At 71.5% G+C, this 23,227-nt stretch carries 22 protein-coding genes; 11 read left to right on the forward strand and 11 right to left on the reverse strand.

Annotated elements, in window-relative coordinates:
• Positions 1–70: 70 nt before the first annotated feature.
• Positions 71–334, reverse strand: a complete 264-nt coding sequence (locus KCH48_RS02545) for a DUF4235 domain-containing protein (protein ID WP_210570897.1) — start codon at positions 332–334, stop codon at positions 71–73.
• 65 nt (positions 335–399) lie between these two features.
• Positions 400–1,416 carry a glutathione S-transferase family protein gene (locus KCH48_RS02550; RefSeq protein WP_210569930.1) on the reverse strand — a complete coding sequence of 339 codons (1,017 nt, stop codon included), beginning with the start codon at positions 1,414–1,416 and terminating at the stop codon, positions 400–402.
• A gap of 162 nt (positions 1,417–1,578) precedes the next feature.
• Here KCH48_RS02550 and KCH48_RS02555 point away from each other — a divergent pair, with 162 nt between their 5' ends.
• The gene (locus KCH48_RS02555) at positions 1,579–2,496 is read left to right on the forward strand and encodes a cation diffusion facilitator family transporter (protein ID WP_374104650.1); all 918 of its coding nucleotides are present in this window, start codon (positions 1,579–1,581) and stop codon (positions 2,494–2,496) included.
• Positions 2,497–2,556: 60 nt separating this feature from the next.
• Here KCH48_RS02555 and KCH48_RS02560 read toward each other — a convergent pair whose 3' ends face one another.
• Positions 2,557–3,006: a nitroreductase family deazaflavin-dependent oxidoreductase gene (locus KCH48_RS02560; protein WP_210569934.1), complete on the reverse strand. Its 450-nt coding sequence runs from the start codon at positions 3,004–3,006 to the stop codon at positions 2,557–2,559.
• Positions 3,007–3,181: 175 nt separating this feature from the next.
• Between KCH48_RS02560 and KCH48_RS02565 the strand changes: the two genes are divergently transcribed.
• A complete protein-coding gene (locus KCH48_RS02565; protein ID WP_210569936.1) occupies positions 3,182–3,616 on the forward strand; it encodes a nuclear transport factor 2 family protein in 435 nt (144 codons plus the stop codon).
• Positions 3,617–3,628: 12 nt separating this feature from the next.
• Here the strand turns inward: KCH48_RS02565 and KCH48_RS02570 are convergent, their stop codons facing one another.
• Complete coding sequence (locus KCH48_RS02570) at positions 3,629–4,261, reverse strand: LysE/ArgO family amino acid transporter (RefSeq protein ID WP_210569942.1); 633 nt, start codon at positions 4,259–4,261, stop codon at positions 3,629–3,631.
• Between the two features lie 298 nt (positions 4,262–4,559).
• Between KCH48_RS02570 and KCH48_RS02575 the strand changes: the two genes are divergently transcribed.
• Both KCH48_RS02575 and KCH48_RS02580 read left to right on the forward strand, forming a co-directional pair.
• Positions 4,560–5,747, forward strand: coding sequence for a cytochrome P450 (locus KCH48_RS02575; protein ID WP_210569944.1), 1,188 nt, complete (start codon positions 4,560–4,562; stop codon positions 5,745–5,747).
• Positions 5,748–5,759: 12 nt separating this feature from the next.
• The gene (locus KCH48_RS02580) at positions 5,760–5,960 is read left to right on the forward strand and encodes a ferredoxin (RefSeq protein WP_210569946.1); all 201 of its coding nucleotides are present in this window, start codon (positions 5,760–5,762) and stop codon (positions 5,958–5,960) included.
• 13 nt (positions 5,961–5,973) lie between these two features.
• On the opposite strand, the gene KCH48_RS02585 is transcribed toward KCH48_RS02580, so the two are convergent.
• Positions 5,974–6,528 (reverse strand): TetR/AcrR family transcriptional regulator, encoded by a 555-nt coding sequence (locus KCH48_RS02585; protein ID WP_210569948.1) that lies wholly within the window; start codon positions 6,526–6,528, stop codon positions 5,974–5,976.
• Between the two features lie 92 nt (positions 6,529–6,620).
• Between KCH48_RS02585 and KCH48_RS02590 the strand changes: the two genes are divergently transcribed.
• Both KCH48_RS02590 and KCH48_RS02595 read left to right on the forward strand, forming a co-directional pair.
• A complete protein-coding gene (locus tag KCH48_RS02590) occupies positions 6,621–7,079 on the forward strand; it encodes a nuclear transport factor 2 family protein (RefSeq protein WP_210569950.1) in 459 nt (152 codons plus the stop codon).
• A gap of 9 nt (positions 7,080–7,088) precedes the next feature.
• On the forward strand, positions 7,089–7,619 hold the full coding sequence (locus KCH48_RS02595) for a flavoprotein (RefSeq protein WP_210569952.1): 531 nt from the start codon (positions 7,089–7,091) through the stop codon (positions 7,617–7,619).
• Position 7,620: 1 nt separating this feature from the next.
• Here KCH48_RS02595 and KCH48_RS02600 read toward each other — a convergent pair whose 3' ends face one another.
• The gene (locus tag KCH48_RS02600) at positions 7,621–8,460 is read right to left on the reverse strand and encodes a hypothetical protein (protein WP_210569954.1); all 840 of its coding nucleotides are present in this window, start codon (positions 8,458–8,460) and stop codon (positions 7,621–7,623) included.
• A gap of 122 nt (positions 8,461–8,582) precedes the next feature.
• Positions 8,583–9,332, reverse strand: coding sequence for an endo alpha-1,4 polygalactosaminidase (locus KCH48_RS02605; protein WP_246884807.1), 750 nt, complete (start codon positions 9,330–9,332; stop codon positions 8,583–8,585).
• Positions 9,333–9,548: 216 nt separating this feature from the next.
• Between KCH48_RS02605 and KCH48_RS02610 the strand changes: the two genes are divergently transcribed.
• On the forward strand, positions 9,549–10,517 hold the full coding sequence (locus KCH48_RS02610; RefSeq protein ID WP_210569955.1) for an aldo/keto reductase: 969 nt from the start codon (positions 9,549–9,551) through the stop codon (positions 10,515–10,517).
• A 91-nt stretch (positions 10,518–10,608) separates the two neighbouring features.
• Here KCH48_RS02610 and KCH48_RS02615 read toward each other — a convergent pair whose 3' ends face one another.
• Positions 10,609–11,427 carry a phytanoyl-CoA dioxygenase family protein gene (locus KCH48_RS02615; RefSeq protein ID WP_210569956.1) on the reverse strand — a complete coding sequence of 273 codons (819 nt, stop codon included), beginning with the start codon at positions 11,425–11,427 and terminating at the stop codon, positions 10,609–10,611.
• Between the two features lie 69 nt (positions 11,428–11,496).
• On the opposite strand from KCH48_RS02615, the gene KCH48_RS02620 reads away from it, so the two are divergent.
• On the forward strand, positions 11,497–12,405 hold the full coding sequence (locus KCH48_RS02620) for a helix-turn-helix domain-containing protein (protein ID WP_210569957.1): 909 nt from the start codon (positions 11,497–11,499) through the stop codon (positions 12,403–12,405).
• 241 nt (positions 12,406–12,646) lie between these two features.
• On the forward strand, positions 12,647–14,494 hold the full coding sequence (locus tag KCH48_RS02625) for a ricin-type beta-trefoil lectin domain protein (RefSeq protein WP_307840779.1): 1,848 nt from the start codon (positions 12,647–12,649) through the stop codon (positions 14,492–14,494).
• A gap of 15 nt (positions 14,495–14,509) precedes the next feature.
• Here KCH48_RS02625 and KCH48_RS02630 read toward each other — a convergent pair whose 3' ends face one another.
• Positions 14,510–15,208: a DUF4232 domain-containing protein gene (locus KCH48_RS02630; RefSeq protein WP_210569959.1), complete on the reverse strand. Its 699-nt coding sequence runs from the start codon at positions 15,206–15,208 to the stop codon at positions 14,510–14,512.
• Positions 15,209–15,318: 110 nt separating this feature from the next.
• A complete protein-coding gene (locus tag KCH48_RS02635; protein WP_210569961.1) occupies positions 15,319–16,683 on the reverse strand; it encodes a serine/threonine-protein kinase in 1,365 nt (454 codons plus the stop codon).
• 81 nt (positions 16,684–16,764) lie between these two features.
• Here KCH48_RS02635 and KCH48_RS02640 point away from each other — a divergent pair, with 81 nt between their 5' ends.
• Positions 16,765–17,316, forward strand: a complete 552-nt coding sequence (locus tag KCH48_RS02640) for an RNA polymerase sigma factor (protein ID WP_307840780.1) — start codon at positions 16,765–16,767, stop codon at positions 17,314–17,316.
• 122 nt (positions 17,317–17,438) lie between these two features.
• Here KCH48_RS02640 and KCH48_RS02645 read toward each other — a convergent pair whose 3' ends face one another.
• The gene (locus KCH48_RS02645; protein WP_210569964.1) at positions 17,439–19,811 is read right to left on the reverse strand and encodes a SpoIIE family protein phosphatase; all 2,373 of its coding nucleotides are present in this window, start codon (positions 19,809–19,811) and stop codon (positions 17,439–17,441) included.
• A gap of 255 nt (positions 19,812–20,066) precedes the next feature.
• Between KCH48_RS02645 and KCH48_RS02650 the strand changes: the two genes are divergently transcribed.
• Complete coding sequence (locus tag KCH48_RS02650) at positions 20,067–23,162, forward strand: glycoside hydrolase family 2 TIM barrel-domain containing protein (protein ID WP_210569967.1); 3,096 nt, start codon at positions 20,067–20,069, stop codon at positions 23,160–23,162.
• The last annotated feature ends 65 nt before the right edge of the window (positions 23,163–23,227 follow it).

Consider the following 23,227-nt stretch of genomic DNA (forward strand, 5'->3'; position numbering starts at 1 on the left):
GTCCGTCGTTCGTCTGCGGGCCCGTCGTGGCTGGTCGCGCAGTTCCCCGCGCCCCTTCGGGGCGCTGACGTCAGCCTTCTTGTTTCTTGCTCCTGTCCCCAGTCGGCCATACCCCGGTTGAGCGCTCCACGGCCTTCGCGCCCGTGCGGTTCAGGGCGCTGCGGACCACGGCGAAGATCGCGCCCTGGATGGCGGAGGCCAGCAGGATCTCGCCCCAGCCTCGCTCCCGGTCCAGGGGGTCGGGTGCGTCGTCCTCGTGCCGGATCGCCTTCCACGTCGCGTTGAAGGCGAAGGTCGCCAGCGCTCCGCCCGCCCAGCCGATCACGAACCCCATGGGTTTGTAGGCGAGGGGGAGTTTGAGCTTCTGCTGCTTCTTGCCCACGTCTGCCTCCTGTGTGGTCAGGGCCGCCCTCGCGCCGGAACCTGCTCGGCCGGGGGCACCGGCCCGGGCGGTGTGCCCTCGCCGAACGGCCGGCCGCCCAGCCTCTCCCGGTGGTGCGGGGTCCGCCAGCCGGACAGGTCCGGTCCGAGGGGCACGATGCCCGTCGGATTGATGCCGGTGTGCACCTGGTAGTAGTGCCGCTTGATGTGGTCGAAGTCGACGGTGTCACCGAAGCCGGGCGTCTGGTAGAGGTCACGGGCGTACGCCCACAGCACCGGATTCTCCGACAGCTTCCAGAGATTGCATTTGAAGTGGCCGTGATAGACGGCGTCGAAACGCACCAGCGTGGTGAACAGCCGGATGTCCGCCTCGGTGATCGTGTCGCCGACCAGATAGCGCCGCTCCTCCAGCCGCCGCGACAGCAGCTCCAGCCGCCGGAACAGGGCCGTGCAGGCCGCCTCGTAGGTCTCCTGGTCGGCGGCGAACCCGGCCCGGTACACACCGTTGTTGACGTCCTCGTAGACGTCCGCCATGACCGAGTCGATCTCGTCGCGCGACGCCCGCGGGTACAGATCGGGCGCCCCGTCCCGGTGCAGGGCCGTCCACTCCGTGGCGAGGTCCAGGGTGAGCTGCTGGTAGTCGTTGGTGACCAGCTTCCCGCTGGGTACGTCCACGATCGCGGGCACGCTCACCCCGCCCGGGTAGCCGGTCTCGCGCCGGTCGTAGGCCTCGCTGAGGAACCGGATGCCGAGGACCGGATCACGCCCGTCGGGGTCCAGGGTGAAACGCCAGCTACGGTCGTCCTGGATCGGGTCGGCGACGGCCAGCGACAGGGCGTCCTCCAGGCCCAGCAGCCGCCGGGAGATCACCGCCCGGCTCGCCCATGGACAGGCACGGCTCGCCACCAACCGGTAGCGGCCCGGCTCCACCGGCCAGCCGTCCCGGGCGTCATCGGTGATCCGGTCCGTGAAGTGGGACTTGGACCGCTTGAAGGGCTTCCTGCCGTAGGCGCTGTTGCCGTCATCGCCGCTCATCACCGGGCTCCTCACTGCCGACTACCTCCCCGGTTTCCCCGATTTCCGCAGACGAGACGGTGTGAGCCGGACCGAGAAGGGCAGTCGGCGATGATGAGTGGGAAACCCTCGAACGCGTCGAAACCCGCCGGCCGGAAGGCCGATCGCAGAACTCGCGTCACCGTGCTGGTGGCGCTCGCCGCCAACCTGGTCATCGCCGTGGCCAAGGCGGTCGGCGGCCTCGCGGCGGGCTCGCCCGCACTGCTGTCGGAGGCGGCGCACTCCGTGGCCGACAGCCTGAACGAGGTCTTCCTGCTCGCGGCGCTGCGCCGCAGCCGCCGCCCCGCCGACCAGCGCCACCCCTTCGGGTACGGCAAGGAGCGCTTCTTCTGGTCGCTGCTCGCGGCCGTCGGGATCTTTGTGATGGGCGGCTGCTTCTCCTTCTTCCAGGGCTTCGAGGCCCTCCGGAACGGCGCCGAGGAGAAGCTCAGCGGCTATGTGGCGGGCCTGATCGTGCTGGGTGTCGCCTTCGTCGCCGAGGGTGGCTCGCTGGCACGGGCGCTGTACCAGGCGCACCGCCAGGGCGGCCGGGACCGGCTGCGCGACCCGGCGCTGCGTACGGTGATCGCCGAGGACGGGACGGCGGTGCTGGGTGTGAGCCTGGCCGCCGCCGGCATGCTGCTGCACATGACCACGGGGCAGGCCGTGTGGGAGGCGTGCGCCTCGTTCGCGATCGGCGCGCTGCTGGTGTACGTCGCCTACCGGCTGGGACGCGACGCGCGCGACCAGCTCATCGGGGAGGCCGCCGCCCCGGAGGCGGCCGAGCGGATCCGGGCCCTGCTGCGGGAGCAGCCCGAGATCGACAGCGTGGAGGCGCTGTACACGATGAAGGTCGGGCTCGACGCGACCCTGGTCGCCGCCCGTATCGACCTGGTGCCGGGCATGGACAGCGAACGGGTCGAGGAGGTCGCCGTCCGTATCAAGCGCACTCTCGCCCGCAGCGTGCCCGAGGCGGGTGAGATCTTCCTCGACGTGACCGACCGGTCGGCCCAGGAGGCACGCGAAAGCCCCGCCGCGACGGGGGAGCGCGGCGGGGCCTGAGCCTCGGGTGCCCGGCGGACACGGGTTCATGCGTCACGCCGGGCAAGATTTTTCGCGCCGTCACCCGCCGTCGGACGGCTCCAGCACGAACACGGGAATCTCCCGGTCGGTCTTCTTCTGGTAGTCGGCGTACGGCGGATATGCCGCCACCGCACGCTCCCACCACTCGGCCTTCTCCGCGCCGGTCACCTCACGGGCCGTCATGTCCCGCTTGGCCGGGCCGTCCTGGAGCTCGACGTGGGGGTCGGCCTTGACGTTGAAGTACCAGACGGGGTGCTTGGGAGCGCCGCCGAGCGAGGCGACGACGGCGTAGCGTCCCTCGTGTTCCACGCGCATCAGCGGTGTCTTGCGGAGCTTCCCGCTCTTCGCGCCACGGGTCGTCAGCAGGATGACGGGCATTCCCGTGTCCATCAGGGTCGTTCCCTTGGTGCCGCCGGAGCTCTCGTACAGCTCCACCTGGTCGCGCACCCACTGCTCCGGGCTGGGTTCGTACTCTCCCTCAAGAGGCATGGCATTCCGTTCTTCGGTCGGCCAACTCATGTGCGGCCCAGTCAACACCGGTCCGCACGGGTTTCACCCCTACCCCGTGCCCTGAACCCGCCGTGTCCATTACTTCGGCGGTAATCGCCCGGCCCGGCCGCCTCCGGCACAGTCGTGACCGACCCCGCCGGACGAGAGGCCCACCATGACGAAGACCACCGACACGACGACCCGCGCCGTGGTGGAGGAACTGCTGCTGCGGATCGGTCAGGGCGACGCGGAGCGCATCGCCGAGTTGTACGCCGACCGGGCCGACTGGAAGCTGAGCTGGCCCGAGAACGAGCACGGCCGCACCGCCACCCCGTGGATCCGGCCCCGCGCGACCCGCGCCGACGCGGCCGCCCACTACCGGGAGCTTGCCGCACATCACGTCCCCGGCGAGGCCGCCACGGAGATCAAGCGCGTCCTGGTGGACGGCGCCGACGCCGTGGTGCTCGGCGAGATCCGGCAGACCGCCAAAGCCACCGGGCGCCCGTATCGCGCCAGATTCGCCCTGCACCTCACCATCGAGGACGGGCTGGTCGTCCGGCACCACGTGTACGAGGACAGTCTCGCCGTCGCCCGCGCCTTCGCGCCGTGACGCCGGTACCCGTCACGCGGGCGTCGCCACCATCCGTACGGCGAGCGCCAGCATCACCGCGCTCGACACCAGCGCCGTCGCCAGTCGGCCCCGCCGCCCGGTCAGCGCCCGGCCGAGCAGCGCGCCGCTCCCGGCGAGCAGCAGTTGCCAGCTCGCGGACGCGAGGAAGGCGGCCAGCACGAACACCGCCTGATCGAGGGGCGGCACCGGGTCCGCCGTCCGGGTGCCGAGCACGAGGGCGGCGAAGTAGATGACGGTGGTGGGGTTGAGCAGCGTGATGCCGAGCAGCCCGAGATACGCCCGCGCGGGGCTCGGGGGAGGGGACGCGGACCGGGTGGTGAGCCGACGGCCCCGGTAGCGGCGTACGGCCGTGACCGCGCCCCAGACCGCCAGCGCGATCAGCACCAGCACGGACGCCCAGCGCAGCGGCACCAGAGCCGGCTCCAGCGCGACGGCGAGCGCGGAGCCGCCGGCCATGGCCGCCAGCGCATAGATCCCGTCGGCCGTCGCGACGCCGAGGGCGGCGCTGGAACCGATGCGCAGCGAGGTACGGGCGGAGAGGGAAACGAGGTAGGCCCCGACGGCACCGACCGGTACGGCGATGCCGTAGCCCGCGATCAGCCCCGCGACGAGTGCGCCGGTCATGACGCGGGAAGCGTCGACCTCCGGGGGCAGCCGGGCTGCTGCTGGTACCGCACCGGACGAACGGCGACGGTCGACGGCAGCGAGGAACGGGTCATAGGCATGGCCGGATTCTGCGGGCGGCGACCGCGTACCGACAAGCGAATTTCCCCGCGGCGCTACGTCGTGGCATCGGGACGACGGCGATCCCCGGCCATATCGAGCGGCCGGGTGATCTGGCCGAACTTGATGTGGCCGGAGTAGATGCCCAGGGCATCCAATGGCGGACGGAACGAGGCACTCCATCGTCTGCGAGGCCCCCATGACGCAAACGGAACCCGTCGCCTTCCCGCAGGACCGGACCTGCCCCTATCAGCCGCCCACCGCCTACGACCCGCTGCGCGCCACCCGCCCCCTCGCCCGGATCACGCTCTACGACGGCCGCCCGGCCTGGCTGGTCACCGGCCACGCCCTCGCCCGCGACCTGCTCGCCGACCCCCGTCTGTCGAGCGACCGCACCCACCCCGACTTCCCGGCGGCCACCGCCCGTTTCGCGGGGGTCCGCGATCGCAGGACCGCACTGCTGGGCGTCGACGACCCCGAGCACCGCACCCAGCGGCGCAAGGTGATCCCCGGATTCACCCTCAGGCGTGCCGCCGAACTCCGCCCGCGGATCGGACAGATCGTGGACGAGCGGCTCGACGCGATGATCGCGCAGGGACCGCCCGCCGACCTGGTGACCGCCTTCGCGCTACCCGTGCCCTCGATGGTGATCTGCGCGCTGCTCGGCGTCCCCTACGCCGACCACGACTTCTTCGAGGAACAGTCACGACGGCTGCTGCGCGGCCCGGCGGCCGCCGACACGCAGGACGCGCGCGCCCGACTGGAGGCGTACCTCGGCGAGTTGATCGACCGCAAGCAGACCGAGCCCGGCGACGGCCTCCTCGACGACCTCGTCCACCTGGGCGACGGGACGCCGACCCGGCAGGAGCTGATCTCCCTGGCCGTCATCCTGCTCGTCGCGGGCCACGAGACGACCGCCAACATGATCTCGCTCGGCACCTACACCCTCCTCCAACACCCCGAACGCCTGGCCGAGTTGCGTGCGGACCCGGCCCTGCTCCCCACCGCGGTCGAGGAACTGCTGCGCCTGCTGTCGATCGCGGACGGGCTGCTGCGCCGCGCCACCGAGGACATGGAAGTGGACGGCACCAAGATCCGTGAAGGCGACGGCGTCCTCTTCTCGACCTCCGTCATCAACCGCGACGAATCCGTCTACGCCGATCCCGACATCCTGGACTGGCACCGCCCGGCCCGCCACCACGTCGCGTTCGGCTTCGGCATCCACCAGTGTCTGGGGCAGAACCTGGCTCGCGCCGAGCTGGAGATCGCCCTGCACGCCCTGCTCGACCGCCTGCCCGAGCTGCGTCTGGCCGCCCCGGCGGACGCGATCCCCTTCAAACCCGGCGACACGGTCCAGGGGATGCTGGAACTCCCCGTGACCTGGTAAGAGGCTCCCCTCATGCACATCGACATCGACACGGACGTCTGCATCGGCGCGGGCATGTGTGCCCTGACCGCCCCGGACGCCTTCACCCAGGACGACGACGGATTCAGCACCCTGCTGCCGGGCAAGGAGGACGGCGGCGGCGACCCCCTGGTGCGGGAGGCGGCCCGGGCCTGCCCGGTCAGCGCCATCACGGTGTCCGACACCGGGAGTTGACCCCGGCCCGCCGTCACTCGCAGGACGCGAACAACAGCCGTACCGCCTCCCGTGCCTGAGCCGCGGGCGCCGTGCTCCCGGTGATCCCCGCCGTGACCATGGCGCCCTCGGCCAGCAGATACACGGCCGAGGCGAACGCGGAGTCCCGCCCCGCGTCGGCCACCAGCCCTCCGACGTAGTCCCGGAACGCCTCCTTGTGCGCCCGGACCCGCTCCGCCACCCGGGTGGACGTCGCGCCCAGCTCGCCGTACGAGTTGATCCACGCGCAGCCGCGGAAACCGGGCTCCCCGAACCACCGCTCCAGCCAGTCGAAGACGGCGAGAATCCGCTGCTCGGGATCCTCGTGACGTTGCACGAATTCGGCCAGCCGCCCGCGCCAGCGCACGTCCCGGCGCTCCAGATACGCCTCGACCAACCGCTCCTTCGCCGGGAAGAGCTGGTAGAGCCGCTTGAGCGAGACGCCCGACGCGCCGCGGATGTCGTCCATTCCGACGGACTGGATGCCCCGCCCGTAGAACAGCTCCTCGGCCGCGTCCAGTGCCTGCTCCCGGGCGGCTGCGCTGTCCATGGGACGACCACTCCTTGACGTGAGAACGAGCGTTCTCCTACCGTAGCAGTCAGCTCGGAGAACGCACGTTCTCCGCTGATGGAGGAGACACCGTGACCGCCCGACCGCCCCTGCCGCCGTTCACCCGGGAGACCGCCGCACAGAAGGTCCAGGCCGCCGAGGACGCCTGGAACAGCCGCGACCCGCAGCGGGTCTCGCTCGCCTACTCGCCGGACTCGGTCTGGCGCAACCGCGACACCTTCGTCACCGGCCGCGCGCAGATCGTCGACTTCCTCACCGCCAAGTGGGAGCGCGAGCGGGACTACGCGCTGCGCAAGGACCTGTGGGCCTTCGACGGCGACCGCATCGCGGTCCGCTTCCAGTACGAGTGCCGGGACACGGACGGCCAGTGGTGGCGTTCGTACGGCAACGAGCTCTGGGAGTTCGACGCGAACGGGCTGATGACCCGGAGGGAGGCCAGCATCAACGACGTACCGATCGAGGAGCGGGAGCGGCGGATCTTCGGCGCCCGGCCCGAAACCGAACGCGGGCGGTCCTTCCCGGTTGAGTAGGGTTCCCGGGTGACCGAACAGGACGGGAAGCCCTTCCTCTACGTCGTCGTCTGCGCGGCCGGGATCGCGGCGGACGTCAGCAAGCTGATCACCGCCGCGCAGGAACGGGACTGGGAGGTCGGCGTCATCGCGACCCCCGTCGCCCTGAACGGCTTCTTCGACACCGCCGCGGTCGAGACGCAGACCGGGCGCCGGATCCGCTCCGCCTGGCGAACCCCGGGCGATCCCCGCCCGTTCCCGCCGCCCGACGCCGTCGTGGCCGCGCCCGTCACCTTCAACACCGTCAACAAGTGGGCGGCGGGCCTCGCCGACACCCTCGCCGTGGCCACCCTGTGCGAGGCGTACGGCCTCGGCGTCCCGATCGCCGCCCTGCCCTGCGTGTCCGACGCGCTGGCCGCCCACCCCGCCTACCAGGACAGCCTCATCCGGCTGCGCGGCATGGGCGTCCGCTTCGGCGAGCCCTACTCCGGGGAGCCGGACGAGCACGGCAGGCGGCCGGAGTTCCGCTGGGAACACGCACTCGACCTCGTGGAGCGCTGACCTATCGGCAGCCGACCGTCGGCCCCACGAGCATGCCGCCCGTGTACACGGCCTGGCCCTGCGGCATCCAGTAGCCCAGTTTGGAGACGACGGTGGAGCACCTGTCCGGCACCGCGACCCGCACGACGACCTTGGCCGGACGCCCGGGCTGAAGGTCGGTGAGCGCGCAGTCGAGGGCGTGGAGCTGACGGGTTGTCGACGGATGGCGGCCGATCAGCGGATTGACGCAGCGGGCGTCGGACGTGGTCAGCTCCACCCCTGACGCCTCCTCCCCGATGAGCCCGAAACGCGCGCTGCCGTCGCCGCGGTCGCTGTCCCGCGACACGGTGTACGTCAGCGTGGACACCGAGCCTGACCGCAGCGTGGTGCCGTCGCCCCGGACGCTGTGCGTCGGCTCCGGCTTCGGCGCGGTCAGGGTGAGCGTGGCGCGGACGGTGCCGCGCAGGTCCACACCGGCGGGCGCGGACCGTACCCGGACGTCTGCCTCGATGTCGTAGGTCCCCGGGCCCGGGTAGGCGTGCGAACCGGGAAGCGGCCCCGACGCCACCGTCGCCCCGTCGCGGCGGGCCGTCCAGGTGCCCGAGGTGAGACAGGCAGAGCGGCGGCAGGTCGCGGGCGCCGAGACCGCCATCATCGGGGTGCCGCTGCCCGTGCACAGGCTGACCGAGGCCTGCTGCCCGCCCGGTCCGCGCAGGGTTCCCGCGGGTGCGCACAGGGTGGCCGGGGGCTCGGCCGGCGGGGCCTGCTCCGGGATCGGCCGCCCCCAGGCCGGCGAGACGACGGCGAGCACCAGCACCGCGGCCCCGAAAAGTGTCCTCAGCGTTGTCGGACGTGTTCGCACCCTGTGCCTCCCGCACGGCCCCGACCGGCCGGACGCCGGTCGTCTGCGCCGAGAATGCGGGACCCCGCGGACCGCCCGACGACTCCCACGCCGGGCGGTCACCTGCAGGCAGCAACGGGTGTTCAGCGCGTCCGGCGGACGTAGCCCTCGCTGCCCGGAGTCGACACCATCACGTCCCGGCGCACGATGCTCAGCCGGTCGCCGAAGTCCGAAAGAGCCTTCCGCAGGCCGCTGTCGGTGTACTCGACGTCGACCACCCGGTCGTCGAAGGCCTCGGCGTACACTCCGCACTCGTCGTACTGACCGCACTCCTCCGCGACCGCGAAATCGAGCCCTGCCTTCTTCCGCTGCCCGGCCAGCTCCACGGTGTTCTTCTGGCCGATGGCGAGGTGCCGGGCGTGGGCATGCTGCGAAAGCAGGGCGATGAAAGCGGTCGCGTCGTTCGCGGTGAGCAGGCCGTCCGAGCGGGTGTAGCTGTCGTAGTTGTCCGGCTCGACGGCGTCGAAGCCCTTGTCGGCGCAGCCGTCGATCCACTCGCCCACCCGCGTGGCGATCCGCTCGCGCTTGGCCGCCGTACCGATGTCGAGCAGCGCCTCGTCCCAGTCCTCGTCGACGACCACCTCGCCGTCCGCGTCGCGCAGCAGCAGGTCGGCGGGCCACGACCGCTCGGCGTCCGGCTGGGCCTGGAAGGCGTTGACGTAGCAGATGTTGTACAGGCCGGGCGCGGGGGACGCCGTACGGTCGCGGGCGACGATGCGGACGCCGGACGGGGGCTTGTAGGGGCCGCCGATCTGGTAGTCGAAGCCGGCGTTGCGTGGCGGGAGGCGCACCTGTGAGGACGTGGCCTCTTCGGAGGACCCACAGGCCGTCATGGCGAGGGAGAGGAGGCCCGCGACGGTGGCGAGAGCCGCGACGCGGGGGACAGTCATTCCGTTGTGCGGCACGTCGGTGATCAAATCGCCCGCGGGCCAGGGCCGTCAAGCGGGGATCGCGCTGTCCGGAGGGCATCGATGGGGGAGGGGCGGGCGGGACGGACGACGTACGCTCCCCTCTGTAGCCAGCCACCCCCGAAGGCAGGAGCAGCAACGATGCAGTACGTGAAGCTCGGTTCGACGGGCCTGGACGTCTCGCGGATCTGTCTGGGCTGCATGACCTACGGCCTGCCGGACCGCGGCGTGCACGAGTGGACCCTCGACGAGGAGGCGTCGCGCCCGCTGATCCGGCAGGCGCTGGATGCCGGGATCAACTTCTTCGACACCGCGAACGTCTACTCCGACGGCACGAGCGAGGAGATCGTCGGCAAGGCGCTGCGGGACTTCGCCCAGCGCGACGAGATCGTGCTGGCGACGAAGGTCAACGGCCGGATGCGGCCCGGCCCCAACGGCGGCGGCCTCTCCCGCAAGGCGATCATGGCGGAGATCGACCACAGCCTCAGCCGCCTCGGCACCGACTACGTCGACCTCTACCAGATCCACCGCTTCGACCGGCACACGCCGGTCGAGGAGACGATGGAGGCGCTGCACGACCTGGTGAAGGCGGGCAAGGTCCGCTACATCGGGGCGAGTTCGATGTACGCGTGGCAGTTCTCGAAGATGCAGTACACGGCCGAGCGGCACGGCTGGACCAAGTTCGTCTCCATGCAGAACCACTACAACCTCCTCTACCGCGAGGAGGAGCGCGAGATGCTGCCCCTCTGCGCCGACCAGGGCGTCGGCGTACTGCCCTGGAGCCCTCTCGCCCGCGGCCGCCTCACCCGCGACTGGGGCACGGTCACCGAGCGCAGCGCGGGCGACAACTTCGGCAGCCGCCTCTATCCCGAGAGCGACCGCACGGTGGTGGAGTCGGTGACGCGCATCGCGAACGACCGCGGCGTCCCGCGCGCCCAGGTAGCCCTCGCCTGGCTGCTCCACCAGGACACCGTCGCGGCACCGATCGTCGGCGCGGCCAAGCCACAGCACATCGAGGACGCGGCGGCGGCAGTCGAACTCCGGCTCAGCGACAAGGAGATCGAGGAGCTGGAGCAGCCGTATGCTCCGCATCCAATCATCGGCCACTGAAGCGCCCCTTCAGGGGCGCGGGGCTGTATCGATATGCGGCTCCGCCGCGTGGGCGCGATCAGCCCCCACGAACCCGCAGCCAACAGACGGCCTAATGGGGCCCGTGCGCCGCGAATGCGTTGCCGCACGGCCCCGCCCCCTCGCTCTCCGGCAGCCGCACCCGCTCTCCGCTCATCGTCAGCGTGCGGTAGTGCTGACCGATGCGCTCGGCCGACCGGCCGACGTAGTGGGCGATGAAGGACCGCCGGAAGCGATCGGCGGTGTGATTCGGCTGTGAGCCGTGCACCAGGCTGCCGTTGAAGAACAGGACGTCCCCCGGCTCCATGTCGACGGGCACGGGCGACAGACCGGGCGGCGGCGGCACGTACTCCCGTGCGAAGGACAGGTCCTCGTCCGCCTCCTCGGGACAGAAGATGTCCATCCGGTGCGTGCCCGGCACGATCTCCAGCCCGCCGTTGTCCCGGTCGATCACATCGCAGGCGATCCACGCGGCCACGCAGGTGCCCGGCTCGACCCGCAGATAGAAGTTGTCCTGGTGCAGCGCCTGACCCCGGGCGCCCGGCGGCTTGAAGTAGAACATGCTCTGCGCGGCCAGCACCTCCTCGTCCAGCAGCACCTCCAGCACCTCACGCAACCGGGCATCCAGCAGCACGCTCCGCGCCAGGTCGTTGATCACATGCGGGTGCATCACCCTCGGGTGGGTGAGCAGCGGGTCGGTGGACGGACGCGGCTCGAAATGCCCCGGCACCGGCCCGGCCGCGTGCAGCGCCGAGAACTGCGCGCACAACCGGTCGATCTCGTCGTGGCCGAACAGCTTCCGTACGACCGTGAAGCCGTCCTCCCGGAAGCGGTTCAGGCCTGCCTCGGTCAGGATGGGAGCGCCGGCGGCGCCGATGTCCGTGGCTGTCATGCGTCCACTCCTCGGTCGGGTGTCCTCGGTACGACACGCTAGGCCGCAGGGTGCTTCAGGAGGATGCCCATGAGCGCTGACGGATTGCCCGGGACTGCTGCGCCCGGCGTCCCCGCGCCGCCGCCGGGCCTGGTGGTGGTCGGCCGCTTCGACCAGCCCGAGGGCTACGCCGTCCAGCGCCCGCGCGGTGCCGACAGCTGGCTGTTCACCTGGACGACCGGCGGACGGGGACAGCTGCGCCAGGGGAGCGCGCGGGCACGGGCGGCGGCCGGGGACCTCGTCGTGCTCGCGCCGGGCGTCCGGCACGGCTACGGCGTCGAACCGGGCGCCGGGCGCTGGGAGTTCTGGTGGGTGCACTGCCAGGCGCGTCCGTCGTGGTCGTCCTGGCTGCGGCCGTACGACACCGGGGACGGGATGTACGTCGTCACGCCCACGCCGGCCGGGCTGCACGGCCGCCTCGACGCAGCGTTTCGCCGGATGCTCGCCGACGCCCGCTGGACGGGCACCGGGACACCGCCGTCGACCGGGCCGGAGGACGACCGGGTGGCCGTGGCGCACGGCACCGCGGCCCGGGAACTCGCGCTGTGCTCCCTGGAGGAGATCGTGCTGCTCACCGCGGCCACCGCACGGACGTCTTCGCCCCGGCCCGGCGTGGACCCGAGGGTGCGGAGGGCGCAGGCGCTGATCGACGCCGACCCGGGTGCCCCGCACACCGTCCGCTCGCTCGCCGAGCAGGTCGCGCTGTCGCCCTCCCGCTTCGCGCACCTGTTCACGCGGACGCTGGGGCAGTCGCCGATGCGGGCGCTGCGCGAGGCACGGCTGCGGCATGCCGCGCGGCTGCTGGAGAGCACCGATCTGACCGTGGAACGGGTGGCCGCGGCTTCGGGCTTCGCGAGCCCGTTCCATTTCAATCGGGTGTTCCGGCAGCGGTACGGGGTGCCGCCCGGAGCGTACCGAGGCGGGCCCGTGGCCAGGTGAATGAAGGCCACTATTTCCATGTCGGTACGGCGTCAGCCGGAAATGGATCCCAATAGCACCCCGGATTGACATTCTGTCAAGTCTCCGTCAAGACAAGGTAATCCACAAAACCATGAGATCACTTGTTCCGCTTCGCTGAGCTGTGTAAAGGTGTGCTCTGTCGGCGTGCAGTCAGAACATGCAGCCCACATACCCCTTGGTATGGACTTTACGCCGGATGCCCTTGAGAGGAAATGCAGCCGTGAAAGACGCTGGCCTGCCGAATTCCCCCACGTCCGCGCCCTTGTTCGAGGTGACGGACGAACAACTCAGCACCGAGCTGAGGAAATGGACGGGAACGGCGCCCGCGCTGCACCCCGTCGGTGAACTCCTCGACCGGCACTGGGAAGCGGCCTTCGCCTACGCACGGCTGTGCACCGACGGTCCGCGGGCCGCGGGCATGCTCACCACGGCGGCCTTCACGAGGCTCTTCGGCGAGTCCCTGCGGCAGACCGGGCCGACGGCCGCTTGGCGGCCTCATCTGCTCGTCACGGTGCGCCGGATCGCCGCCGAGTGGGACGGCGACCGCAGACGCGAACAGCTCCACCCCGAGCTGAGATCCGAGGCCGGGGACGGCGAGCGTGTCGCGGCACGCCTGCTGCCGCCGGCGGACCGGCGCCTGATCTCCGGGGCCTTCCAGCGGCTGACCCAAACGGCCCGCTGCCTGCTCTGGCACGTCGAGGTGGAGGGCGAGCCCCTTCGGACTCCGGCCGCACTGCTCGGCCTCGAGGAAGAGTGCGCAACCGTCGAACTGCAGCGCGCCCGGGAGCGGTTGCGCGAGGAGTGCCTCCAGGTGCACCGCGAACTCGCCCCCGAGCAGGAGTGCCGGCGCTTCCAGCGGATGCTCGACGTCACCTACCGGCGCGGCGGAGTCGACGTCGACCCCGATCTGCGCACGCACCTGGACGGCTGCAAGCACTGCCGCCACACCGCCGGCCAGCTCGACCACTTCAACGACGGGCTCGGCACGGCACTCGCCGAAGCCGTCCTCGGCTGGGGCGCGCGGGCTTACCGCGAGTACTGGGCGCAGGTGCCCGAACTGGTGGAAGAGATATCACTCGGGCAGGAGCTCCAGGCACAACCGCCTTTTCCAGGCGAGGAGTTCGCACCTCCGATGCCTGCCCATCGCCCGCCCTCCCCTCGCTCGGCCCACAAGGCCGCCCGCCGCGCCGCACGCCGCCGGAACGTCACCATGGCCGTCGCGATCGTGGGCGGCCTGATCGTCCTCCCCCTCGTCCTGTGGTCCGCGTTCGGCTCCGGGGACGACACCACCCCGTCCGACGGCGACCGCTCCTCCGACGCACCCGTCACGGGCACAACGCCCGGCAACCCCTCCTGGGTCGGGTCGGGCGAGGAGACGGACGGCGCCCTGAGCGGCCGGCTGCACAACGTCGACTCCGGTCTCTGCATCGGCATCGAGGGCAAGAAGGCCGTAGACGGCGCGGAGGCCGAGGTCACCCAGTGCTCCGCCGCGGCCGGTCAGCAGTGGACGTACGAGACCGACGGGCTGCTGCGCAACGTGGCCGACCCCGACCTCTGCCTCGACTCCCACCTCGGCTACTCGGTCCGGCTCGCCCCCTGCACCGGGACGTCCCAGCCGGACACGAAGAACGTCCGCTACGACTTCACCCTCCAGGGCAGCCTGGTCCCCCGCTGGAACCAGGACCTCGCCCTGACCTCCGCCGGCGACAGGGCCGGTGCGCTGGTGCTCAAGAACCGCGACGACAGCACCGCCCAGCGCTGGGTGATCGACACCGCCAAGACCGACCTCCAGATGGAAGTCGTCCACTGGGAAGCCGCCGCGAGCACGTCGAAGCCGCCCGCCGCCCCGACGCCCTCGAAGCCGCCCACACCCACCGCCACGCCCGAGCCGACGCCCACCGCGACCCCGTCGACCGCACAGCCGACGCCGACGCCGTCTTCGTATCCCTCCTGCTACGGGTACTACTGCTCCTGGAACAACCAGTACGGCCAGTACGGCTGGTACGGATACGGACAGGGGTACGGCTATGGGAACGGCGGCCACGGGTACGACGGCTGGCGTCGCTGACCGGCACGGTGGAGGTCAGGCGCCGGTGCCGGGGCTGAAGACCGTCAGCCACACCGAGGACTCGTTGCCGCCCACCGGAACCTCACCGGCCGTCCAAGCCACCTTGAGCGGGTCACGCTCGTCGGGCGGCGTCACGAGCAGGGCGTCCGGTGTGGCCGTACGGGCCCCGCTGATCTCGGGGCTGGAGTACGACAGCCCGGCCCAGGCGCTACTGCCGGGCGTCAGGGTGACCGTGGCGGGAGAGCCGTCGGAGCGCTTCGGGTCCGGGCCCAGCTGCTTGCCGGAGGCGTCGACGAAGGCGGCGCCCGGGTAGCCGCGCACCGTGCAGGTGCCGGACGAGGTGTTGGTCAGCACGATCGGGTAGTTCCGCTGCCCGGCTCCCGGGTTGACGCGCCCGACGGACGCACGCAGCTCGGAGGTGTGGCAGCGGGTGCTCGTGGCGGGCCGGGTCTGCTCGGCTGGGGCGGACGAGGAGGGCGTCCCCGGTGTCTCAGGTGTGTCAGGTGCTTCAGGCGTGACGCTCGGCTGCGTGGTCGTGGGGGAGGCCGATGCGGGGGTGCTGGTGCCGGTCGCGGGACCTGCCGTGCCGGGCAGCGTCTCCGGTGTGTTCGCGGTGTTGCTGCTGCCGTTGCCGCAGCCGGTCAGCAGTCCCAGCACGGCGACGGCGCTCGCCAGCAGGGTCGCCCGGCGTACGGACCGGTGGGTGTTCGCCATGGTTCTCAACGCTCCTGAGATGTCCCGCACCCGTCGTGACGCGTGCGTACGGCGCCTTGTGCCCCGTCACTCGTGTCCGATGCGCGCGGAGCGGGAAAAGTTCGCGGCTTTCATCCCTTCGCTCCTACCGAGTCCAGGATGCGCTCCGACTGGGAGGGATCGCCGTTCTGGCGGATCTGCACATACACCTGAGGCCGCGCGTCGCCGCCGGCCGGAGTGAGCCCGGCCTCCGTGATCGACCCTCCGCCCGGGCAGTCGGTCCAGGTGCGGACCCGGCCGTGCCACCGCTCCCCGGTGTAGGAACGGCCGCCGTCGTAGTGGCAGCCGGCGTGGGTGAGGGCGTTCACCTGCCCGGTGACGTCGCCGTGTTCGCTCAGGCCGACGAACACGCCGTTCACGTCCGACGTCAGGTCCTGCCACTTCGCCAGATCGTCCGCGACGGTGAACCCCGGTTCGCGTCCCGGACGCAGGCCGATCGACGCGGGATCCCACCCCGAGTCGCGTACCTGCCGGCCCCATGCGCCGGGCACCTCGGCCGTCACCCGGCCGCTGGAGTCCTCGACACGGATGCCGGGGGCCGGGGACTCACGGGTCACCAGCGCCAGGGTCACACCGACGGCCGTGAGCAGCAGCAGCGCGGAGGCGGTCAGGGCGAGGGCCCTGCGGGGCCGCCGGGGGCGTGGCGCCCGGGACGCCAGCCGTTCGATCTCCTCGGCGAAGGCCTGGGCCGTGGGCCAGCGGCGCCCGCGGTCCGGTTCCAGTGCGCGTAGCAGGGCCCGCTGCACGCCCGGGTCGAGGCCGGGGCGCAGCCGCCCGGGCGGTACGACGTGTCCGGGCTCGCCGGGCACGGCGCCGGTGACGAGGTGGTAGCCGACCGCACCCAGGCTGTACACGTCGGCCCGCTCGTCGATACCCGCGCCGGGCCCGGCCTGCTCGGGCGGCCGGTATCCCGCCGAACCCGCAGCGAGGGTGAGACCGGACGCCTCCGCCAGGCTCTTGGCCAGCCCGAGGTCGGCCAGCAGCACCCGGGCGGCGCCGCCGGGGGAGGTGCGCAGCAGCACGTTGGACGGCTTGATGTCCCGGTGCACGATCCCCGCCTGGTGCAGCGCCGCGGCGCCCCGGGCGGCCGATGCCGTCAGCCGCAGCGCCTCCGGCACGGGGAGCGGACCCTCGGTGAGCAGGTCGGCGAGGGTGCCGCCGTCGGCGTACTCCATCACGAAGTACGGCCTGCCGTCGGGCAGTTCGCCGATGTCGTAGACCTGGACGACCCGGTCGGAGCCGGCCCGGCGCAGCATCCGCGCCTCGGACAGGAAGCGCTCGCGGACGTCCAGCCGGTGCGCCCAGTTGTCGGCGAGCACCTTGACGGCCACGAGGGCGTCGAGCTCGTCGTCGTGGGCGAGCCAGACCGTGCCGAACGCCCCGGTGCCCAGGCGGCGTTCGGGGCGGTAGCGCCCGATCCGCTCGACGGAGTGCATACGACTATCATGCCTGGCCTCAGATCCGCACCGAGGACCCGTGCCGAGGATCTGTCGACCGCGAGACCGAGGGGAGCCCCCGTGTCCGACGCCGCGCTCACCGAGGACCTGGCCCGGCGCGCGGCCGCGGGCGACGGTGCCGCCCTGGACGAGCTGCTGCACGCGATCCGGCCCGAAGTCGTCCGGCGCTGCGGGCGGTTCCTGCCCAACCGGGAGGACGCCGAGGAGGCCGCGCAGGACGTGCTGCTCCAGGTCGCCCGGAAGATCACCGGGTTCGAGGGCCGCAGCCGCTTCAGCACCTGGCTCTACACCGTCGTCGCCAACTGCGCCCGCCAGAAGTACCGCGAGCTCAAGCGGCGTGCCGCCGAACAGCCCGCCCCGATCGACGACGCGCAGTACGTCGACCCGCGCACGACGAGTGTCATCGCCGGCTCCCGCGTCGACCTGCTGGAGGCGCTGGACCGTCTGGAGCGCGAACACCCGCATCTCGTCGCCCCGTTGGTCTACCGCGACATCTGCCAGCTGAACTACGCCGAAGCCGCCGAACGCACCGGCGTCCCCCTGGGCACCCTGAAGTCCCGCCTGCACGAGGCCCGCAAGCAGATACGCCCCTGGCTGTCCGACACGCCCTGAGGGAGCGCCCCTTCAGGGCGCGGGGCTGTGTCAATATGCGGCTCCGCCGCGCGGGCGCGACCAGCCACGACGGCGCCGCAGTGAACCGACGACACATCGCGGCACCCCCCCCAGCGGAGCCCTCACCCCTCGAGCGGCCCGATCTCCGCCCAGATCGTCTTACCGTCCCCCGTGTGCCGGCTCCCCCAACGCTGCGTGAGCTGGGCAACCAGCAGCAGCCCGCGCCCACCCTCGTCCCAGGTCTTGGCGCGCCGCAGATGCGGAGCCGTATGGCTGGTGTCGGACACCTCGCAGATCAGCGTGGCCGTGTCATGGATGAGCCGCAGCCTGATGGGGTGGGTGCCGTACCGGATGGCGTTGGTGACCAGCTCGCTCACCACCAGCTCGGCCGTGAACGAGGCGTCCGGCAGCCCCCAGAGGTCGAGCTGCCCGACGACCTGCTTGCGGATCGGGGCGACCAGGGCCGGGTCGGCCGGGATGTCCCAGGTCGCGACGCGGGAGGTGGGCAGCCCCTGGGTGCGGGCGAGCAGCAGGGCCACGTCGTCGGAGGCGCCGCCCGTGGGGAGCAGGGTGTGCAGGATGCGGTCGCAGGTCTCGTCCAGGGAGCCGGAGGGGGCGGCGAGGGCGTCGCAGAGCAGTGCGTGCCCGGCGTCGACGTCACGTTCGCGGGACTGGATGAGCCCGTCGGTGTAGAGCGTGAGCACCGTGCCCTCGGGCAGTTCGATCTCGGCCGGCTCGAACGGCAGCCCGCCCAGGCCCAGCGGCGGCCCCGCCGGCAGGTCGATCTGCCGGGGCCTGCCGCCGGGCGGCTGCATCACGGGCGGCGGATGCCCGGCGCGGGCCAGGGTGCAGCGCCGGGACACCGGGTCGTAGACGGCGTAGAGGCAGGTGGCGCCGACCGCGGCGGTGCTGCTGTCGCCGCCCGCCTCCGCGGACAGCCGAACGACCATGTCGTCGAGGTGGGTGAGCAGCTCGTCCGGGGCCAGGTCGATGTCGGCGAGCGTGCGCACGGCGGTGCGCAGCCGGCCCATGGTGGCCGAGGCCTGGATGCCGCGGCCGACGACGTCCCCGACGACCATCGCGACCCGCATCCCGGACAGCGGGATCACGTCGAACCAGTCGCCGCCCACCCCGGCCCGCGCCGCCGGAAGGTAGCGCGAGGCCGCGTCCAGTGCCGCTGTCCGCGGCAGTGACTGGGGGAGCAGGCTGCGCTGCAGGGCGATGGCCGTCTCGCGTTCGCGGGAGTAGCGGCGGGCGTTGTCGATGCAGACCGCGGCGCGGGCCGTGATCTCCTCGGCCAGCAGTTCGTCGTCCGGCGTGAAGGGGTCCGGGCGGCGGAAGCGGGTGAGGACGGCGACGCCGAGGGTCGCGCCGCGGGCCCGGATCGGCACGGCCATCGTGGAGTGGATGCCGTACTCCCTGACCCGCTCCATACGGGCCTTGTCCCAGGTCAGCCACTGAGTGAGGTCACCGGAGGGCACCGCCGCGACGATCGTGCGGCCGGCCAGCAAGGAGTCGGCCTGGGGAGACGTGGCCGGGTACACGTCCAGCTGGCCCAGCTTGACGACGGCCTCGGGGCTGCCGGGATTGACCGACTGGTGGGCCGCCCGACGCAGCGTGACCGGCGCGGTCACCGGCCCCGTGGCAGGCTCGCCCGTGGGCTCGGGCGGGTCCAGGAGGTCGACGCTGACGAAGTCGGCGAGCGCGGGCACGCACACGTCCGCGAGTTCCTGTGCCGTGCGGGTGATGTCCAGGGTGGTGCCGATGCGGACGCTCGCCTCGTTGACCAGTTGGAGCCGCTCGCGAGACTCGTACTGCTCGGTGAAGTCGTGCGCGGCGACACACACCCCGCGCGCCCGTCCCGTGGCGTCGGTGATCGGTGCCATCCGGGCCAGCCAGGCGTTGACCCGGCCGTGCACGCCGATCGGCACGTAAGCGCGTACGTCGTTGCCCCGGCCGGTGGTGAGGACCCGGTGCAGCTGCTGCTCGATCCTCTCGCCGTCCAGCCGGCCGCTGAGCTCGGGCACGCGCAGTCCGCGGATCCGCTCCTCGGGCAGTCCGATCACCTCGGCCATGGCGTCGTTGATCCGGTGCAGTCGGAGCCGCTCGTCGTAGATCGCGACGGCACAGGGGGACTGGGTGAGGCCGGCCTGTTCCAGCGGATCGTCGGGCTGCGGCGGCCGGTCGCCCTCCAGCGGGGTGACCGCCAGCCAGTCGCCGGTGCCGCCGTTCTTCGGCTGCCGGTGGTGGACGAGCAGCCATACGGTGACCGTATGGCCGTCGCGGTGGCGCAAAGTGACCGTTCCGTCCCAGCGGGGCGGTCGGACGGCGGGCGGCGGGCCCTGGATCAGCTCGGCGGCGAGGCGCCCCACGACGTCCTCGGCCGTCCAGCCCAGCAGTCGCCGGGCCCCCTCGCTCCACTCGGTCACCGTGCCGTCGCCGTCGAGGACAGCCCGGGCCGTGGCGGCCTCGTCGAACGGATACACCGGGCTCATCGTCGTCGCTCCATCGCGCGTACGCACAGTGAACAGCTGGGTCACTTCAGTTCCAGCCTAGTGCGTCACGGTCCCGCGCGAACGGGAACCGAGAGTAGTCCGGCACCCTGGGTCAAGAGAGAGATCCGGCCGATGTGGCCCCTGGGACAGAAGCACCTCACCCGCCCCTTGACGCCCTCATGTGGGTCACCGTCAGAATCTGTTTGTTCACGATCAGTTGTGAGTACTTCTGGGCCCTGATGAGGGAGAGCCGCCATGACGGTCACTCGCAGATCGGTTTTGATCGCCTCTACGACCGCACCCGCCGCCGGGGTGCTCCTCACCACCCCGGTGGCACGGGCCGCCGAGGCGGTCGCGGGCGGATCCGGCCGCCGCACCGTCGCCCTGCGCGACGGCTGGCGTTTCGCGCTGGTCAACCCGGGCGGCATCACCGACCCGACCGGCGCCTACGCCGACGCCGCCGCGCCCGCATACGACGACTCGGACTGGCGCGAGGTCGCCGTCCCTCATGACTGGAGCATCGAGCAGACCCCGACCACCGAGCACGGCACCACCAGCGGCACCGGCTTCCTCCCCGGTGGCCTCGGCTGGTACCGCCTCGCCTTCACCCTGCCGCCCGCCTTCGCCGGCCGCCGGATCTCGGTGGAGTTCGACGGCGTCTACATGGACTCGTACATCTACTGCAACGGCAAGGAAGTCGGCCGCCACCCCTACGGCTACACCGGCTTCGCCCTCGACCTCACGGACCTCCTGCACACCGACGGCACCACCGAGAACGTCCTCGCGGTCAAGGTGCAGAACCAACTCCCCAGCAGCCGCTGGTACTCGGGCAGCGGCATCTACCGCGAGGCCCGGCTGGTGGTCACCGAGCCGGTGCACGTGGAGCGCTGGGGCACCTACGTCACCACGCCGGAGATCACCGAGGAGCGGGCCGTCGTGCGGGTGCGGACGTCCGTGATGAACGAGTCGGGCGATGTGCAGGAGGTCGAGGTGAGATCGCGGGTCGTCGACGCCGGCGGCCGTACGGTCGCCCGGACGTCCACCACCGTCACCGTCGACGACCGGACGACGCAGACCCACGAACTCACCGTCGGCAGACCCAGGTTGTGGGACTTTACGGACCCCCACCGCTACCTCCTCCACACCGAACTCCGTATCGACGGCAAGGCGGTCGACACCTACCGCACCCCCTTCGGTATCCGCACCTTCCGTATCGACCCGGACGACGGATTCCGGCTCAACGGGGTCCCCGCCAAGCTCAAGGGCGTCGACCTGCACCACGACCTGGGCGCGCTCGGCGCGGCGGTCAGCGAGGACGCGGTGCGCAGACAGATGGTGATCATGAAGTCGATGGGCGTCAACGCCCTGCGCACCTCGCACAACCCGCCCGCGCCGGAGGTCATCCAGGTCTGCGAGGAACTGGGCGTGGTGATGCTGGTGGAGAACTTCGACTGCTGGCGCACCGGCAAGAACCGCTACGACTACGGCCGGTTCTTCGACGAGTGGTGCGAGAAGGACACCACCGAAATGGTCCGCGCCGCCCGCAACTCGCCCGCCGTCATCATGTGGTCCATCGGCAACGAGGTCCCCGACTCCACGACCACCGCCGGACTCGCCATGGCGGACCGCATCATCGCCGCCATCAAGGCCGCCGACGACACCCGCCCCCTCGTCATCGGCTCCGACAAATACCGCCGCCTCCCGGCGAAGGGTTCGGCCGCCGACCTGATGCTGGCCAAGCTCGACGGACTCGGCCTGAACTACAACACCGCCAAATCCGTCGACCAACTCCACGCCGCCTACCCCCACTTGTTCCTGTTCGAGTCGGAGTCCTCGTCCGAGACCTCCACCCGCGGCACCTACCAGGAGCCCGAGCGCCTCAACACCGGCGAGAACTACACCCCCGGCAAGCGGGCGACCTCCTCCTACGACAACAACCTCGCCTCCTGGACGATGAGCGGCGAGTACGGCCACAAGAAGGACCGGGACCGGAAGTGGTTCACGGGCCAGTTCCTGTGGTCGGGCATCGACTACATCGGGGAGCCCACGCCGTACGACGTCTTCCCGGTGAAGGCGTCCTTCTTCGGCGCGGTCGACACGGCGGGCTTCCCGAAGGACATGTACTACCTGTTCCAGAGCCAGTGGCTCAGCAAGCCCATGGTGCATCTGCTGCCCATGACCTGGAACCACGCACCGGGGGACGTCGTGGAGGTGTGGGCGTACGCCAACGTCGACACCGTCGAGCTGTTCCTCAACGGCACGTCCCAGGGCGTACGGCGCTTCGACACGAAGAAGACCGTCGACGGCCGCGCCTACCTGGAGACCACCGAGGCCACCGGCGACGACAAGACCTTCACCGACGGCCCCTACCCCGGCAGTTACACCAGCCCGAACGGCAGCGCGGGCAAGCTCCACCTGACCTGGAAAGTGCCGTACACACCCGGCGAGTTGAAGGCGGTGGCGCGCAGCGACGGCAAGGTGGTCGCCACGGATGTGCTGCGCACGGCCGGAAAGCCGTATGCCGTACGGCTCACCCCGGACCGCAAGTCCCTTGCCGCCGACGGCCGTTCGCTGGTCTTCCTCACCGCCGAGGTCGTCGACGCGCGCGGCGTGGTCGTGCCCGACGCCGAGCACCTGATCACCTTCGACGTGACCGGCGGCTCCCTCGCCGGGCTCGACAACGGCAGGCAGGAGAGTGCCGAGCGCTATCAGGCCAGTACCCGGACCGCCTTCCACGGCAAGGGCCTCGCGATCGTCCGGTCGGGCGCGAAGGCGGGCACGCTGAAGGTGACGGCACGGGCGCAAGGTCTGCGCACGGGCACGGCGGCCGTACGCACCACTCCCGCCCGGTCGGCGGCGACCACCCCCGCGGCGCCATTCAAGCCCGACCACCCGGCACCCCCGAACTACCCCTACGCGGACGCCAGTTACTCCGGCCGCCCCGACACCCTGCCCGCCGCGATGCTCGACGGCGACCCGGCCACCGGCTGGTCCAACGCCTTCTTCAAGGCCGCCACGCCCCTGCTGCCCGCCTTCGACGGGGCCCGGGAGGAGGACTGGGTCTCCGTCGACTGGGGGCGGTCCCGGACCCTGGACCGGGTGGAGATCTGGTTCACCGTGGACTCGACGCACTCGCTGCCCGCGTCGGTCGAGGTCGCGGTGTGGGACGGCCGCCGGTACGAGCCGGTCGCCGGGGCGGCCGTCGACTGGGCCGGCGCCTCGGGCGAGCCGACTGTGATCACTTTCGACGCCGTACAGGGCTCCCGGCTGCGGCTCACCATGACGAGTGGTCATCCGGGCGAGGCCCGAGGGGCGGTGCGCATCAGCAGGCTGGAGGCTCCGGCCGGCTGATGTGCCCGCGTGGTCCGGACGGGAAGGCGTCCAGCCAGTCCCGTCCGGACCGTTGACGTGCCGTC

The organism is Streptomyces sp. GESEQ-4 (genome assembly GCF_017948455.1).
Classification (GTDB): domain Bacteria; phylum Actinomycetota; class Actinomycetes; order Streptomycetales; family Streptomycetaceae; genus Streptomyces.

What these genes read in the sequence shown, in the direction of transcription:
- KCH48_RS02650 (WP_210569967.1), top strand. Translation starts at nt 20,067, where the DNA reads ATGACGGTCACTCGCAGATCGGTTTTGATCGCCTCTACGACCGCACCC.
- KCH48_RS02560 (WP_210569934.1), bottom strand. Translation starts at nt 3,006, where the DNA reads ATGCCTCTTGAGGGAGAGTACGAACCCAGCCCGGAGCAGTGGGTGCGC.
- KCH48_RS02620 (WP_210569957.1), top strand. Translation starts at nt 11,497, where the DNA reads ATGAGCGCTGACGGATTGCCCGGGACTGCTGCGCCCGGCGTCCCCGCG.
- KCH48_RS02575 (WP_210569944.1), top strand. Translation starts at nt 4,560, where the DNA reads ATGACGCAAACGGAACCCGTCGCCTTCCCGCAGGACCGGACCTGCCCC.
- KCH48_RS02635 (WP_210569961.1), bottom strand. Translation starts at nt 16,683, where the DNA reads ATGCACTCCGTCGAGCGGATCGGGCGCTACCGCCCCGAACGCCGCCTG.
- KCH48_RS02565 (WP_210569936.1), top strand. Translation starts at nt 3,182, where the DNA reads ATGACGAAGACCACCGACACGACGACCCGCGCCGTGGTGGAGGAACTG.
- KCH48_RS02550 (WP_210569930.1), bottom strand. Translation starts at nt 1,416, where the DNA reads ATGAGCGGCGATGACGGCAACAGCGCCTACGGCAGGAAGCCCTTCAAG.
- KCH48_RS02570 (WP_210569942.1), bottom strand. Translation starts at nt 4,261, where the DNA reads ATGACCGGCGCACTCGTCGCGGGGCTGATCGCGGGCTACGGCATCGCC.
- KCH48_RS02615 (WP_210569956.1), bottom strand. Translation starts at nt 11,427, where the DNA reads ATGACAGCCACGGACATCGGCGCCGCCGGCGCTCCCATCCTGACCGAG.
- KCH48_RS02585 (WP_210569948.1), bottom strand. Translation starts at nt 6,528, where the DNA reads ATGGACAGCGCAGCCGCCCGGGAGCAGGCACTGGACGCGGCCGAGGAG.
- KCH48_RS02580 (WP_210569946.1), top strand. Translation starts at nt 5,760, where the DNA reads ATGCACATCGACATCGACACGGACGTCTGCATCGGCGCGGGCATGTGT.
- KCH48_RS02605 (WP_246884807.1), bottom strand. Translation starts at nt 9,332, where the DNA reads ATGACGGCCTGTGGGTCCTCCGAAGAGGCCACGTCCTCACAGGTGCGC.
- KCH48_RS02610 (WP_210569955.1), top strand. Translation starts at nt 9,549, where the DNA reads ATGCAGTACGTGAAGCTCGGTTCGACGGGCCTGGACGTCTCGCGGATC.
- KCH48_RS02545 (WP_210570897.1), bottom strand. Translation starts at nt 334, where the DNA reads ATGGGGTTCGTGATCGGCTGGGCGGGCGGAGCGCTGGCGACCTTCGCC.
- KCH48_RS02645 (WP_210569964.1), bottom strand. Translation starts at nt 19,811, where the DNA reads ATGAGCCCGGTGTATCCGTTCGACGAGGCCGCCACGGCCCGGGCTGTC.
- KCH48_RS02630 (WP_210569959.1), bottom strand. Translation starts at nt 15,208, where the DNA reads ATGGCGAACACCCACCGGTCCGTACGCCGGGCGACCCTGCTGGCGAGC.